Source organism: Microbacterium proteolyticum (genome assembly GCF_014192415.1).
GTDB lineage: Bacteria > Actinomycetota > Actinomycetes > Actinomycetales > Microbacteriaceae > Microbacterium > Microbacterium proteolyticum.
In genome coordinates, this window is the sequence record NZ_JACHXY010000003.1 from 256,242 (window position 1) to 271,307 (window position 15,066).

At 66.4% G+C, this 15,066-nt stretch carries 11 protein-coding genes, 1 tRNA gene and 1 pseudogene; 5 read left to right on the forward strand and 8 right to left on the reverse strand.

The features are described from left to right. The first annotated feature begins 14 nt into the window (after positions 1-14). Entirely contained in the window at positions 15-794 is a 780-nt protein-coding gene (gene pstB, locus FHS07_RS13340) for a phosphate ABC transporter ATP-binding protein PstB (protein ID WP_055956505.1), read from the forward strand. Between the two features lie 154 nt (positions 795-948). Here the strand turns inward: pstB and FHS07_RS13345 are convergent, their stop codons facing one another. From FHS07_RS13345 to sigK, 4 genes are all read right to left on the reverse strand, one after another. Beyond that, entirely contained in the window at positions 949-1,833 is an 885-nt protein-coding gene (locus tag FHS07_RS13345) for an aminodeoxychorismate lyase (protein WP_183420401.1), read from the reverse strand. A 292-nt stretch (positions 1,834-2,125) separates the two neighbouring features. Beyond that, positions 2,126-2,764 (reverse strand): DNA-directed RNA polymerase subunit beta, encoded by a 639-nt coding sequence (locus tag FHS07_RS13350; RefSeq protein ID WP_183420402.1) that lies wholly within the window; start codon positions 2,762-2,764, stop codon positions 2,126-2,128. 77 nt (positions 2,765-2,841) lie between these two features. Continuing rightward, positions 2,842-3,651 (reverse strand): anti-sigma factor, encoded by an 810-nt coding sequence (locus tag FHS07_RS13355; protein WP_183420403.1) that lies wholly within the window; start codon positions 3,649-3,651, stop codon positions 2,842-2,844. Continuing rightward, the gene (gene sigK / locus FHS07_RS13360) at positions 3,648-4,250 is read right to left on the reverse strand and encodes an ECF RNA polymerase sigma factor SigK (protein ID WP_183420789.1); all 603 of its coding nucleotides are present in this window, start codon (positions 4,248-4,250) and stop codon (positions 3,648-3,650) included. The genes FHS07_RS13355 and sigK overlap by 4 nt, the downstream gene beginning before the upstream one ends. Positions 4,251-4,561: 311 nt before the next feature. On the opposite strand from sigK, the gene FHS07_RS13365 reads away from it, so the two are divergent. Further along, positions 4,562-5,236 carry a fasciclin domain-containing protein gene (locus tag FHS07_RS13365; protein WP_183420404.1) on the forward strand — a complete coding sequence of 225 codons (675 nt, stop codon included), beginning with the start codon at positions 4,562-4,564 and terminating at the stop codon, positions 5,234-5,236. 124 nt (positions 5,237-5,360) lie between these two features. On the opposite strand, the gene FHS07_RS13370 is transcribed toward FHS07_RS13365, so the two are convergent. Beyond that, on the reverse strand, positions 5,361-6,407 hold the full coding sequence (locus tag FHS07_RS13370; RefSeq protein WP_183420405.1) for an ABC transporter substrate-binding protein: 1,047 nt from the start codon (positions 6,405-6,407) through the stop codon (positions 5,361-5,363). Positions 6,408-6,430: 23 nt separating this feature from the next. Here FHS07_RS13370 and FHS07_RS13375 point away from each other — a divergent pair, with 23 nt between their 5' ends. From FHS07_RS13375 to FHS07_RS13385, 3 genes are all read left to right on the forward strand, one after another. Next, a complete protein-coding gene (locus FHS07_RS13375; RefSeq protein WP_221189498.1) occupies positions 6,431-7,480 on the forward strand; it encodes an iron chelate uptake ABC transporter family permease subunit in 1,050 nt (349 codons plus the stop codon). After that, the gene (locus FHS07_RS13380) at positions 7,453-8,475 is read left to right on the forward strand and encodes an iron chelate uptake ABC transporter family permease subunit (RefSeq protein WP_183420406.1); all 1,023 of its coding nucleotides are present in this window, start codon (positions 7,453-7,455) and stop codon (positions 8,473-8,475) included. The genes FHS07_RS13375 and FHS07_RS13380 overlap by 28 nt, the downstream gene beginning before the upstream one ends. Positions 8,476-8,515: 40 nt before the next feature. Beyond that, a tRNA-Lys gene (locus FHS07_RS13385) sits at positions 8,516-8,591 on the forward strand. A gap of 862 nt (positions 8,592-9,453) precedes the next feature. Here the strand turns inward: FHS07_RS13385 and FHS07_RS16915 are convergent. The 3 genes and pseudogenes from FHS07_RS16915 to FHS07_RS13400 form a co-directional block, all read right to left on the reverse strand. Beyond that, positions 9,454-9,861 (reverse strand): annotated as a pseudogene (locus FHS07_RS16915) (recombinase family protein); the annotation flags it as partial. A gap of 37 nt (positions 9,862-9,898) precedes the next feature. Further along, positions 9,899-11,076 (reverse strand): IS3 family transposase gene (locus FHS07_RS13395; protein ID WP_425488159.1). Its coding sequence is split into 2 segments (ribosomal slippage): positions 9,899-10,807 and positions 10,810-11,076, totalling 1,176 coding nucleotides; the frame shifts between segments, so codons are not numbered across the junction. Between the two features lie 152 nt (positions 11,077-11,228). Beyond that, complete coding sequence (locus FHS07_RS13400) at positions 11,229-15,035, reverse strand: hypothetical protein (protein WP_183420407.1); 3,807 nt, start codon at positions 15,033-15,035, stop codon at positions 11,229-11,231. Between the last annotated feature and the right edge of the window lie 31 nt (positions 15,036-15,066).

The following is a 15,066-nucleotide window of genomic DNA, read 5'->3' on the forward strand; positions in this document are numbered from 1 at the left end:
TCACCCGAGGAATCGTGTCCAAAAGCATCGAAGTAAACGACCTGAACGTCTACTACGGCGACTTCCTCGCTGTCGAGGGCGTGTCCCTCGATATCGAGCCTCGCACCGTCACCGCCTTCATCGGCCCCTCGGGCTGTGGCAAGTCGACCTTCCTGCGCACCCTGAACCGCATGCACGAGGTCATCCCCGGCGCGCGCGTCGAGGGCTCCGTGCTGCTCGACGGCGACGACCTGTACGGTTCGGGCGTCGACCCCGTGCTGGTGCGCCGCCAGGTGGGCATGGTGTTCCAGCGCCCGAACCCGTTCCCGACGATGTCGATCCGCGAGAACGTGCTGGCGGGCGTCAAGCTCAACAACCGACGCATCGCCAAGTCCGACGCCGACGCGCTGGTCGAGAAGTCGCTCAAGGGCGCCAACCTGTGGAACGAGGTCAAGGACCGCCTCGACAAGCCCGGTTCGGGCCTGTCGGGCGGTCAGCAGCAGCGCTTGTGCATCGCCCGCGCGATCGCCGTCTCGCCCGACGTGATCCTGATGGACGAGCCCTGCTCGGCGCTCGACCCCATCTCGACCTACGCGATCGAGGAGCTCATCGGCGAGCTGAAGAGCGAGTACACCGTCGTCATCGTCACGCACAACATGCAGCAGGCATCGCGCGTCAGCGACAAGACGGCGTTCTTCAACATCGCCGGCACCGGCAAGCCCGGAAAGCTCATCGAGTACAACGACACCTCCACGATCTTCACCACGCCGTCGGTGCAGGCCACGGAGGACTACGTCTCGGGTCGCTTCGGATAAGCGTCCATTCCGCGAAAGCCCTGCTCCGGCAGGGCTTTCGTCGTTTCCGGATGCCGGACGCCCGCGCCGCGTCCGGATGCGCCGCGTCCGGGAGCGCCGCCCCCGGCGTCGCCTCACGCGCGCGCCCCTGCCCGGGGGCAGCGAGCGCACCGGGTCAGTCGCGAGGGCTCAGCAGGTAGGCGTTGAGCTCGTCGGTGAGGGTCCGGTCGACCGGGAGGACTTGCCCGTCGACCGCGCAGACCGGGGCAGCGAGACGCACGCTCGACAGCAGCCACGCGGCATCCGCCCCCGCCAGCTGGGCAACCGAGATCGTGGCGTAGTCCGCGGCGAAACCCCGCTGTTCGAGGTGCGCGAACACGCTCAGCTGCGTGGTTCCGTGCAGGATGCCGACGCTCGGCGCGGGCGTGACGAAGCGCTCCCCCACGCGCAGGACGACGGATGCCGTGGGCGCCTCGAGCACGAAGCCGTCACTGCTGACGAAGACCGCGTCATCGGCCCCGCGGCGCTTGGCCTCGCGGATGGCGGCCATGTTCGTCGCGTACGACAGCGTCTTGGCCCCGAGCAGCAGCCACGGAGCGCGAGCGGGCACGTCGAGGGCGTAGCCGCGGTCGAGAGTCGCCACGCGGACACCGTCGGTGCGCGCCGCCGCGTTGTCGGGCGCATCGGCGAGGGTGATCCACGCGGTCGGCGCGTCGGTCCCCTCGACGCCCCGGCTGAGCAGGAGCTTCATCACGTTCTCGCCCCGGCCAGCCTCACGGGCCACCATCACGATCGCCTCTCGCCATTGCGCGAGATTCGGCACGGGCAGATCGCACAGCTGGGCCGAATGGGCGAGGCGCTCCAGATGCGGCTCGACCTCTTGCGGGTGGGCGTCGACGACGCCGAGCGACTCGAAGATGCCGTCACCGCGTTGGGCGCTCAGCTCACCGACGGGGAGAGCGGGAGCGAACGGGTCGATCACGCGGAAGGTGTCGGCGAAGGACTCCCTTCGTTCGACGGATGCCACGGGGTCGATGCGGAGAGCGAAGCGCCAAGCCATGCAGCGAGCCTACGCGGCAGCCCCGACACGCCCGGCGCTTGTCAACGGGGCCGCGAGAGGGAATGACTCGCGCCTGCGCTTGTTACACTTTCCTAGCCGGGCCGCAGTAACCCCGGGCTCCATCTTTTGCCGCTCTGAGCGGCCATGCGCCGAGAGGCGTTCTGCGGTCCGGCACCCACTTCTTCAGTCCTCGCTGTGCGAGTCGCGCGCTGGATCTCTGGGCTGGTCGATCGGACCGGGAGCCGCCGTCATCCGGTGCTCTGGGTCTTCCCTCCCGAGACCCCTCGCCACCTCAGGTCAGCGCGTCGCGTCGCCACAGAGCCGCGCACGCCGACAGGTCTTCAGCGTAGGTCGCCAGGCGCAGGGCCCGCGTCGTCAGCGCGCTCGCGCGCTCCGCCTCGGTGTTGTCGTAGTCGTCCGCGAGATGGGCGGAACCCGCCGCCTGCACGCGGCAGAAGGCGGCCGCACGATCGAGTGCCACGGCGAAGTCGCCCTCGAACAATCCCCGCAGGATCGTGTCGATGAGGCGCACCAGCTCCTCGGGCCCCGCAGGTGCCGGAGCGCCCGCCACGACGGCATCCACTGTCGCGATCTCGACCCGGCCGCGCTCGTACAGCAGCGCCGCGGTCGCCGCGTCGTCATGGATCATGAGCTGCAGCAGGTACAGCCGCCAGAGCGCGCCCGGGAGAGAACGGGCGGGCGAACGCGACCACAACTCCGCGATGTCGTCGATGCCGTGGTCGTCGGTGAAGGCGACGAGGCGCTCGACGACGTCGACCGAGGGATCAGCGCGAACGCGTGAGAGAAGTGCGGAGGCGGTGCTGTGGGCCACCCGCGAGACTTCGGCGGGGTCGTCCGCCGCGAAGAGACGATCGAAGAGTTCGGCGGGTCGCCGCACGGGCTTGTGGAACTCGCGTGAGGAATCGCTCATTCATCCAGGCTAGGCGGTCTCCCACCGCCAGGGGGTCGGGACCACTCCCCCGGAGGGGCCCACGTCGAGCGGCCGCGTCAGGCCGTGGCGACGGCGACGACCGGGTCGGTGCTCGGCGTGCCGTCGGGCGACCCGCCCGCCGGCTCGATCGTGACCGCGATCACGTCACCGACCTGCATCTCGCCCTGCAGGACCGCGGTGGCCTTGCCGTCGGCATCCGGCTGGAAGATGCCCGCAGCGATGGGGGTCTCACCGCGCACGAACCAGAGTTCGTACGTCGTACCGTCAGCGAGCTCCGGCATACCGTCGGCCACCAGCACACTCTGACCCGTCGACGGTGACCAGTGGGCCGTCGCGACGGTTCCATCGGCCATCGTCGCCGACGCCGACTGTGCGTCAGGGGCGTCCTCGATCTGCTGCAGGGCGACGACCGCTGCGGGAGGCGCGAAGAACTGGCTGACGGTCACCGCTCCGAAGCCGAGCACCAGCACGGCCGCGAACGACGCGGCGAGGGCGAACCATCGCTTCGTCCCCCATCCCGTACGGGCGGACGAACGGAGGGCGACGGGCTCGCGCACGATCGCCGCCGGGGCGATGCCCGCGGCGGCGAAATCTTCCTCTTCGGCGGAGGTACGCGCATCTCGCGGTTCCGCTGACTCCTGCGGGAGTTCGGAGATGCGGGCGAGCAACGACGCGCGCACGGCCGACGGCGGCTCGACCGGCTCGATGGAGGCACTCAGGGCGGCGACCGTATCGACCGCTCCGCGCACGTGATGGTCCCACTGTGGATTGCCCGCGAGAGCCTCCTGGTACGCGCGTTCATCTGCCTCGGATAGCGCATTCAACGCGTGTCCGACGGCGAGGTCGGCGAAGTCCCTCTCGTTCACTTGTCCACCCCCATCTCCATCCTCAGACGCGACAGACCGTCGCGCATCCTGGTCTTGACCGTACCGAGCGGCGCCCCGACGAGGGTCGCGATCTCACTTTGGCTGTACCCACCGAAATAGGCCAGCGTGAGTGCTTCCTTCTGAGCTTCGGGAAGCGTCGCCAGTGCATCGACGACGCGCCGCCCCTCCATCTTCAGTTCTACTTTCTCGGATACGTCGTCATAAGCGACATCCATATCCCGGAAGCCCGCGCGCACATCCCGATCGACGCTCGACTGCGATGACCGCACGCGGTCCACCGCTCGTCGGTGCGCGATCGTGAGTATCCACGATCTTCCTTGGCCTCTATTCGGAGTGAACTTCGCAGCGGATTGCCAGATCTCGAGGAAGACCTCCTGCAGAACCTCCTCGCTCTGGGAGCGATCGACCAGGACGCGCCGGATGAGACCGAAGGCGCGGGCTGCGAGGGCGTCGTACACCTCGGCGAAAGCACCACGGTCGCCGTCCGCAACGCGCAGCAGCAGGATGCCGATGTGATCGACCTTCTCGAGCCCCTCGTCGGGCAGGTCGAAACCGTCGATCACCATGGCATCCATCATTCCGTACTGCCGGGACGATTCCTGTACGCGCGCGCGAGCACGCGAAAGGTCTGCACGAACCGTTATCTCGGCGTCGACGTCGGAGGTTTCCCCACCGACCCGGAAATATTCTGAAGAATATTTATAGCCGCTCGACCTGGGCTTTTCTGGCTTCGCGACGCCGAGAATCGACCGGAAGCGAAACATTCTGCAATCCATTCCCCGGGGGGTCCCGAAGACCCTGTGTAAGCCGCTCCACGGCGAACCGCCCCTCGCACCGGGGTGTCCCTGACGGGTCGCAGACGCGATCCGAACGATTTCGGAGGAATGTCATGCTCACCAAGAAGAAGCCTGTCGTCGCCGGTCTCGCCCTCGTTCTGGGCTCGGCCTTCGCTCTCACCGCATGTTCGGGCGGCACCACCTCGGGTGGCACGACCACCGAAGAGAGCACCGCCCCCTCGATGGAGGCATCGCCCTCGATGTCGGCCTCGGCATCCGCGATGGACCCGGCCGCCAACCTCGTCGGCCCCGGTTGCGCCGGCTACGCCGAGACCGTTCCCTCGGGCGCTGGTTCGGTCGCCGGCATGGCCGCTGACCCGGTCGCCGTCGCCGCCTCGAACAACCCGCTCCTCACCACGCTCACCGCGGCGGTCAGCGGACAGCTGAACCCCAACGTGAACCTGGTCGACACCCTGAACGGCAGCGAGTTCACCGTCTTCGCTCCGGTCGACGACGCGTTCGCCAAGATCGACTCGGCCACCATCGAGACGCTCAAGACCGACACCGACCTGCTGACCTCGATCCTGACCTACCACGTGGTCCCCGGTCAGATCGCTCCCGACGAGATCGACGGCACCCACACCACGGTCCAGGGTGCGGACGTCACGGTTGCCGGCTCCGGCGACTCGATCACGGTCAACGGCACCTCGAACGTCATCTGCGGTGGCGTCCAGACGGCCAACGCCACGGTGTACCTCATCGACACGGTGCTGATGCCCCCGATGTAAGTCCTCGGACGCGTGAGTCCTCACGCATCCGTTCGGTCGATGATCGACCGAGATTGACGGCGAGCGCCGGACCCCAGGCGAGGGGGTCCGGCGCTCGCTTTTTCGTGTGCGGGTGCCGCGCCGGTCAGTTCCCCCCGACCACGCGCACGATCTCGTCCTGAACGAGTCGAGCGGCGGTGGGTCCGGCGTTCATGAACCACGGGTCGAAGTCCACGGCCGTCGTGCGTCCGCCCGCCACGGCGTCGAGCGTGGGCCACAACGGCGCCTCCTCGATGAATGCCACGCCCTGTCCGGTGCCGGCGTAGAACACGTGATCCGCGTCGGCGAGGTCGATCTGCTCTGCGCTGACCTCCTGCGAGGTCTCGTCGAACTGCTGGGAGGCCGGGCGACCGAGCCCGAGGTCTTCCGCGAGACCGCCGGCGAAAGAGGGCACGCCCATGATGCGCGTGCGATCGCCCGTCGACTGCAGGAACGACACCGTCGGCTCACCCGCGGGGTGCGTCGCGGCGAACGCCGCACTGTCGGACTGGAGCGAATCCAGAATCCCGCGAGCCGCACCCTCGTCGCCGAGCGCATCGGCGATGAGGAGGAAGTCGCTCTTCCAGTTCACCCCATTGCCCTTGGTGACCACGGTCGGAGCGATCGCGGACAGGGCGTCGTAGAGCTCCGCGCCGCGCGTGGCGTTGATCAGGATGAGGTCGGGGGCGGCCTGGGCGATCGCCTCGAGGTCGGGCTCGGTGCGCTGGCCGATGTCGGTCATGGCGGCGAGCGCCGCGGCATCCTGGGGGAAGGCGTCGAGCAGGTACTGCGGCACGAGTCCACTGTTCTCGGCGCGGGTGGCGGCGGCGGGCACCGTGCCCAGCGTGAGAAGCGCGTCGAGCTGGCCGGTGGACACGATGGCGATGCGGGACGGCGGGGTGGGGACCTCGGTCACGCCTTCGAAGTGCGTCACCTCGCGGGGGAAGACGCCGTCGGGCTCGGTGGAGCCCATGCCGGGTTCGAGGTCGCGCGACACGACCCACTCCCCCGTGGCGCCGGCTTCGGCGTCGACGGTGGATGCCGGGGCAGCGGCGCCGGCACAGCCGCTGAGCGCGAGGACGGCTACGGCTCCGAACGCGGCGGCGAGCGGACGAAAACGGCGGAGAAGAGACGGGGCACGAAAGTCGGTCACGTACTTAGGTTATCCTTACCTGTGTGCTCGATCTGTCCGCCGCTGCTCAGCCGGCGACCGCGGCACATCTGTTTCAGCGCCGTCGGAGGGCGCAGCGGCGGGCGACCGGACTGACCCTCGTCGCACTCGTCGTCTTGCTGGGGCTCGTCGTCGCGAGCCTCGCGGTGGGGTCACGCGCGCTCTCACCGGTAGACGTCATGTCCGCGCTGTTCTCGGACCGGCGGGATGCCGTCGGCGTCATCGTCTTCGAACTCCGCATCCCCCGCACGCTCACCGCGCTCCTGGCCGGATCGTGCCTGGGGGTCGCGGGAGTGCTGATGCAGGCCGTCGCCCGCAACCCCCTCGCCGACCCCGGACTGCTGGGCGTCAACGCGGGGGCGGCAGTAGGCGTCGTCGTGGCAATCGCATTCTTCGGGGTGGGCACCGCCGCCGGATACGTCTGGTTCGCATTCGCCGGAGCGGCGGGAGCCGCGCTCCTGGTGAACGCCGCCGCACGGCCGGGGCGACGCGGCGACACGATCGGCCTCGTCCTGGCGGGGGTCGCGTTGAGCGCCTGCCTCGGCGCGGTCGTCCGCATCATCACGCTCGCCGACGACGACACGTTCGAGTCGTTCCGCTTCTGGGCGGTCGGCTCCTTCGAGCGACGTGACCCGGACGTCGCCGCCCAGTTGCTGCCCTTCGCGATCGCGGGGGTCGTTCTGGCCGCGGCGGTCGCCCGCGGGCTCGATCAGCTGCAACTCGGCGCCGATCTGTCTCGATCGCTCGGGGTGTCGCCCGCGGCCGTCGTCGTCGTGGCCGGCACGGCCATCACCCTGCTGTGCGCGGTCGCGACATCGGCGGCCGGCCCCCTGGCCTTCATCGGACTGCTCGTCGCCCACCTCGTCCGCCGCGTCGTCGGCCGCGGCGTGCGTACCTCGCTCCCCCTGGCCGCCCTGACCGGCGCCGCGCTCACCCTTGCCAGCGACGTGATCGGTCGGACCATCGCCCTTCCGGGCGAGGTCGAGGCGGGCATCGTCGCCGCCTTCGTCGGAGCTCCCCTGCTGCTGTGGCTCGTCGTGCGGAAGCCGTCGTGATGCACCCGGCCGTGGGCCCACGACACCGTCGGTACGCGATCGTCACCGCGGTCACCGTCGCCGTCGCGGTCGTCGCCGCCATCGTCGGGGTGACGACCGGGTCGTTCCAGGCGTCGCTCGGCGACGTGGCATCCGCCCTCACTGGGAATGCCGACGGCCGCACGAGCGTCGTGGTGATGGGCCTGCGGGTGCCGCGGGTCGTCGCGGCGCTGTCGATCGGTGCGGCCCTGGGGCTCGCCGGCGCCGTCTTCCAGACCCTCGCCCGAAACCCGCTCGCCAGCCCCGACATCGTGGGGTTCACCGCCGGATCCGCCACCGGCGCGCTCGTCGGTCTCATCGTCATCGCCCCCGCCGCGTCGCCCGCCGCGGGCGCGTGGATCGGCGGGCTGCTCACGGTCGTCGTCGTGATGCTCGTCGCGCGCAGCGTCGGCGTCTCGCGCGAGCGCACGATCCTCGCGGGCATCGCGCTCTCGACGCTCCTCGCGGCGGTCAACGACTACCTGCTCACACGCGCGCCCGTCGAGATCGCGCGGAACGCCGACCAGTGGTTGCACGGGAGTCTCGCCGCCACCTCGATGGACGACGTCGCTCTCCTGCTCGGTGCCCTCGGCATCCTGAGCGTGGTCCTCGCCCTGGTGCATCGCGACTTCCGTGCTCTCGAACTCGGCGATGACACCGCGCGATCCCTCGGCGTGCGCACCGGCCGCGTGCGTCTGCTCCTGGTCGTGGTGGCGGCGCTGCTGACGGGAACAGCCACCGCGGTTTCCGGCCCGATCGGCTTCATCGCGCTCGCGGCTCCGCAACTTGCCCGCCGCACGCTCGGCACCAGCGGCATCCCGCTGTTCGGCTCGGCACTGACCGGCGCAGTGGTCCTCGTCATCGCCGACGTCGTGGCCCAGCGCGCACTCGCCCCCCTGCAGATCCCGGTCGGTCTGCTCACCGGCGTCGTCGGAGGCGCCTACCTCTTCTGGATCGTCGCCCGCACGCGGCGATGAGCACGGGGGCGCCGCCGCTCCCGGTAGGCTGGAGGCATCAGGGCCTGTAGCTCAGTTGGCAGAGCATCGGACTTTTAATCCGCGGGTCGAGGGTTCGAGCCCCTCCGGGCCCACCAGACTTGTCTTACTCGAACAAATTGCCTTGAGATAAAGGTTGCTCGGGGTGGAGTCCAGGGCGTCAGCGGAATCGCTGGCGCTCTTTGCGTGTGTGGCCGCCCATGCGGTAGCTGCTTCTTGGATCAACGCGATGGGCTCGTGCACCTGGCCCTGAGCGCGCACCTGGTGGAACTCATCATCGATCCAGAGGACCGAAAAAAAGGCCTCAAGAATGCGCCGTTTGATCGGTTCGGACGCGGAGACGTAGAAGCTGTACGGGCGCTCAAGCAGATCGAGGTATGCCAGGACTAGATCTGCGTGCCGCTGGACCTGTTCATCGGAGCGCGCGAGCTTGTCGATGAGGGTCCGACGCTGCACGGCGAGGGCACGCAGCCGGGCTTTGACGGCTTCCGCGGCCAGCTCTCCATCTGCGGCGATATCGAGCAGATTCGACTCCTGCACTTCGAGCTTCTTCAGCTGTGCTGCCAGTCGAGCTCTGGCCTCTCGCTCCCCCTGTTGCTGCACGGTGAGCGCGTCATGCACATGGCGCCTCATCTCGGCAGCAAAGCCCGGGTCAAGCCTCAGTCCGCGCACTTCCCGAGCAACGGCGCGCTCAACTTCCTTGACTGGAAGGTGCGGAAGATCGCATGTCGCGTCCTGGCGGCCGCGACACAGGAAGTATCCGTAAAGGCCGCCCTTCCCGTTGTTCGTCTCGGTGTAGATCATTCGGTGCTCCCGCCCCGCTTCGCGACACCGATCGCAGCACATCAGCCCCCGCAGAAAGTGTGCATGAACTTGGTCTCGCTGCGTCGGCCTCCTGCGAGCAGCAAGCACCTCCTGAACGCGCTCGAAGGTCTCCGCCGAGACGAGTGCTTCGTGACGCCCGTCGAACACCTGGCCCTTGTAGGTCACCATCCCGAGGTAGTAGGGGTCGCGGAGAAGCAGGCTGAGTTGGTTCAGCGAGAGCGGACCTTCCTTCCACTTCGCCGTCGGACGAGTCGTCAGGCCTTGCTCTGCAAGCTGCTCGCGGAGAACCGACATGCTGTACTCCCCCGTCGCGTATTGCTCAAAGGCCCACCGGATGAGCGGAGCCCGCTGAGGATCGATATCGATCGTGTTCACCAGACGTCCGTCGAAGTCCCTGCGCACGTTGAGGTAGCCGATCTTGGCCCGACCGGTGGTCCCGCCGCTCATCGCCTTGTGGAGCATCTTCTGCTTAATGTCCTCGCCGCTCTGCCGGACTTGGACTTCGTTCATGATGTCCGTGACGGCCTCCATGGCATCGGCCATGTAAGGGCGTGAGGAACGAACTGGTGACAGGTTCGGTTTAGGCCGCGAGTGTGAGCGGCTCGGTTAGCTTGGCTTCGAATTCGATGGGCGTCAACCCGCCGAGGGTGTCCTGGGCTCGCTGTCGGTGATACTTCCGCTCGATCCAGACCACGATCGCCAGGCGCAGCTCCTGCCGCGTCACCCATCGCTGCTGGTTGAGCACGTTCGTCTGCAGCAGTGACCAGAAGCTCTCCATGGCCGCGTTGTCCCCGGCGGCGCCGACTCTGCCCATCGATCCGACCATGTCGTGACGGCGCAGCTCACGGGCCATCGCCCTGCTCCGAAACTGGCTGCCCCTATCGGCATGCAGGATGCAGCCGGCGACCTCACCGCGGCGTGCGATGGCGTTGCGGACGGCGTCGACGGCGAGCTTCGCGGTCATCCGGTCGCTGATTGAGTATCCGACGATCCGGTTCGAGAACACGTCTTTGATCGCGCAGCAGTAGAGCTTGCCCTCGCTCGTCCAATGCTCCGTGATGTCCCTGAGCCAGACCCGGTTCGGTGCATCGGCGCGGAACTCGCGCTGGACGTGGTCGTCGAACACCGGCGGGCCGGCCTTCTTGCCCTTCCCGCGTCGGCGACGCTGCGCGGAGGAGAGGATGCCGGCCTGCGAGCACAGCTTCCACGCCGTCCGTCGACTCATCCGCCACCCGGCCCGACGAGCTTCGTCAGCGAGGTATCGGTATCCGAACGTCGGGTCGTCGTGGTGCGCGTCATGCAGCGCGTTGATCCGATACGCGCGGAGCACGTCCGCGTCCCGCACCGGATCGTTCCGCCACCGGTAGTAGGGCTGGCGAGCGAGCTTGAGAACCCGGCACGACACCGTCACGGGAATCCCCGCATCGGCGAGCTCAGCTACGAGCGGGTACGTCATTTTGGGGAGCCACCGAGTTTCAGATTCGCCTGCGACAGATACGCCGCCGCACGGCGGAGAACTTCGTTCTCCTGCTCGAGCAACCGAATCCGTTTCTTCAACTCACGAGCTTCCGCCGCGTCCGCAGCGGTCTGACCGGGGCGGTTGCCGTCCTCGACATCGGCCTGGCGGAGCCAGTTCTGCAGCGTCGCCTCGCTGATACCGAAATCCGCGGCGATCTGCTTGATGGTGACGCCGCTCTCACGACGTCGCGCGACCGCGATGACGTCCTCGCGGAACTCTCGGGGATATGGACCGGGCATGATGACATCCTCCCCGCCAGCACCTCCCGGCACTAACGATCAGTTGTCACCAATTCGTTCCTCACGCCCACCGGGGTTTTTCTGGCCGCGATGACAGGATTTGAGCCTGGGACCCCTTGACCCCCAGGTGATGGTCACCTAGTTGGTTCATTTCACGTCAGGTCTCCCATATCCTGCTCGATGACCTCACCGCATTCAGTAAGAGCGACAACGAACTGAGACGCCGTGAGCACCTCATACGGGCGCGAAATCCAGTAGCCTGCTGGCGTCAGATGGCGAGTGACGAAGCGCGTCTGAAGCACGTGGGCGCCGTGCTCCGGCAGTGGCTCGAGGCCGAGCATCGTCGCTACATTTTCAACGTAGGGCTTCAACTCGGATTCCTTGCGCGCGAGCTGAGTGGCGTAGCAAGGCTTGATCTTGCCCTTGTTTTCCAAATCGCTGTAGAAGGTCCGTAACTGGCGCGCGGTCTCCGCAAAGCCATAAACGGATGCTGGGTCCTTCGCCTCGATCAGCCAGATGTTTGGATCGCCACTACGCCCGCAAACGAGGTCAACTTCTGTCGTTAGCTCCGGGACGCCAAGGCGACCGTGGTCGCCAGGCTTCACGCGCGCGATGGTCTTGAACCCGGCTTCTTGTGGCTGCCGCTCAAGTGTCCGCTCGAACGTCTTGTTCCTCGCCGATCGTCTCTCAGCGAGGGCCCTCGACACATCGTCCGGCACCTCGCCGGTCCAGGGAAGAACGCCCTGTGTCAGGTGATTGTTGTAGACACTCAGGGTCATCAGGAGATATTGCGGAGCGATCAGGATCGTGGCATCCGGACGCCGTACAAGCGGTTGGACCAGGAGACGATGCCTGCGGGTGCGGGTTTGCCACGGCTCCCAACTGCTGGATCGCAGGATGTCTGCGGACACCGTGAGCATTTGAAATGCGCGCCGGAGACGCGACCGCTGCTCTTCGTTGGGATCACCGGCTGCTTCAAAGACCCAGTTGAGAGCCTCGTCCTCTGAGGCAAATGTGATGCTTCTGCCCTCGTCGAATGAATCCCACTGAGCGAGTGCCATCAAAACTACGAAGAGATCGGAAGTGGACGCGCCGAAGGATTCCAGCATCGCTGGGTCAACGGCATCCTCAAATGCTCCTGTGCCTGCCTCGTCGTCATCGAGTACCGGGCCGAGGCGGACAGCGGCTGCCGCCGTGTTGAGGGAGCCCCCTTCCAACACCCATGAGCCATCAGTGACCTGCTCGTCATCCTTGAATGTGAGCTCGTACGCCGAGCTGATCTCGATGACCGCCGGAGCAACCCGATGATGCAGCCGCTCGCTCAACGTCGTCATCGTGCGATATGCATCTGCGGCCGCTAGGAGCGCACTCCAGCTGTGAGCCGTAACAGGCTGTTGCCCTCCGACACCCAAATCCAATCTCAATGCGGCTTCGACGATGATCTCGTTGCACTGCCGTAGTTCGAGCGTTTCGCTGGCGAGCTCGGCCATGCGGGCGACTGGGTCCCACTCCGTGCTGAGATTCTGGGCGACGCGGGTCAGGTTGCCCTGTTCATCTTGGAGGTGGTCATACACACGATTAAGTTGCTCCATCCCCGTAGCGACGATCACATCGACGTCGTGCATGGCGATTCGATCGTTGAGGTGCTCCAGAGCTGCGGGCGCGAGATGTGTTCTGACTAGCGCATTGGCTTCGAACCCACCGTACGCGCCGGGTTGTACGCCCGTTGCGTGAAGGCGACGGGCGAAGGATGCAGTTGTCGCTGATTCGTCAGACGGGCTCAGCTGCCACGGCCTAGGCAGGTGGTTGAGCTTGGTTCGGGCGGTCTTCGTCTCGAGTATGAGGAATGGTCGGCAGGTGAGCCATTCGCGTCCGATCTCTTGCGCAACGCTCTCAGTGACGCCGCCGTACACAAGAAGCTGTTCGAGGGCGTCTGCTGTAAGCGCATTGGCTGCGAAGAGCTTACCGTCCGCCTCCTGCACGAAATTCTCCACGTCAAGACTCCAGAGCGCGACCCGCGGAGCACCTTCGGTTTGACTCCGCAGCGATGAGAACTCGACCACTTCATCGCCTCGCTCAACTGCCCGGAGCCAGAGTCGGTATCCGCGGGTTCCGAGGCCTTCGTGGGCCTGCCGCCACCAGTCACCGATTGCATCAAACGCGAAGATGAGGCCTCCACAGACGTCGAACAGGAACCGATACTCCTGCTCGTCTGTCCAGTCCGGGTCGGACCTAACGATTGCGATCGGAGGCGTGATCAGAGGCAGGGACCAGCCGATGCGGTCCGGGGCATGGTGGGTTCCCCGTCGGTAGTCGTATTCGCTCTCTGCGGCAAGAAACGATACGGAAGCGACATTGCCGGATGAGATTTCGGCCATCTCCGCGTGCCGCAGCGACGGTAGGCCCGTTCCATGAAGCGCAACTTCTAATCTCGAGAGAGCGACCGCGCGCTCCCACTCTGCATCTCCCGCGTGCGCCTCGAAGTACATGTGTGTTGGGCTGATCCCGCCCTTGAAGAATGTTTTGTCGTTCGTCCTCCACGGTTCCCAGTAGTTGATTGCTTCCCAGCCGAAGCTGGACGGGAACTCCGGTGAGCTCAGGTCACGAACGAATCGATACAGGTCGTCTTTCGCCGTCGCTGTCTCCGCAATCCAGGTGAGATCTTCCAACGCGAGGGTCGCTTGGCCTGGAACCTGCGGAGCCATCAAATGGGAGGTGCCTGCGACGATGACAAGCGGTACGACGCTTGCACCGGGGAGCAGTTCGATGGTGCCACCGCCAGCGATCTGCGCCGAGAGCGGGCCGTCGGTGGGGGCATGGTCCCGGACGCGGTCTGCGAGCGTTACGCACGCTGGTGACGACGGCCCTGTTCTGGGAAGGTCTTCTGTGAAGAGGATCGACACCGCGATGAAATTGGGTCCGTCGACAGGAACGAGCCACTGGCTTGCGTTCCCAGTCAGCGGAAGCGTCTCATCGCGCACCTTGGGCGGTGCCTCGATCAATGCATCCGAGAACCGCCAGAGTGCGCCGCGGATCGCATCAATGCAGGAGGCCCGGAGCGCTCGCCTGGCATGGTTATCACGTTTAAGGCCCTCAACAAGATCCGCGACCGCGTGAGCAAGCACTTCGGGGACATAGGTCGGTGGCAACCATCGGTAGCGCGGGTCAGCAGTCGGAAGGCGATAACGCAGAGTTCGTCCAAAGGGACTCGTGCGACTCTCGTGGTCGTACTTCGCCGAGATCGCTGGTGAGGTCATCCACTCAAGCGCGAGCAGGTCGGCTTGGTCGAGTCGGAGCGACTCAAGCGGGTCCGTGGACACGAGCCTGCCGGCGGCGTCCAGCTCATTAGCAGGAAGGGTGATTTCATCGCCAAGTTCGATGTCCGGAGCCGGTTGCCACTCCGGCAACAGAGCGTCCAGGCAGTGGTCCACGTACCTGAGCGCTACTCGGACGACGTTGGCGATGCCGAACTTGTGCCGCCGCATAAGTCGGTCGTCTACCGCGTCGGCCAGGCGCAGAGCCCGTGAGAGGTCGGCTATTGGCCTCTCGACCAAACCTGGCACGTAGCGAAGCAGTTCGTCATCAACTCGGACAGTAGCAACATTGGTGGTGTCCGTCGGGACGTAGTCCTCGTGCATGACACCGATGCCCTTGGAATGAGCCGCCGTATCAATCAGCTCCTGCGCATCGGGGAGAGGCGCGCTTGAACGCTCGGGGGAAACGGAGGTCGCGCTGAGGCTGGCAGCGAGCGCCGCGCCGATCGATGTGGTTCGATGACGGGCAGACGGGGACGAGGCTGCCGCGAATAACATGGTCCACAGCTGGTCAGGGTCGAACCGACAATAGGCTTGCGCAAGTTCATCGAGTTCGGGCGCCACGGGCTTGGCTTGAGCGCGCTTCGGCTTTCTCGCTTTGCTTCGCCCCATGCCAGCCTCCAAGTCGACGTGCAGCAGTCCCACACGATTAGGTTTGGTCACTAGCGCCTGACAC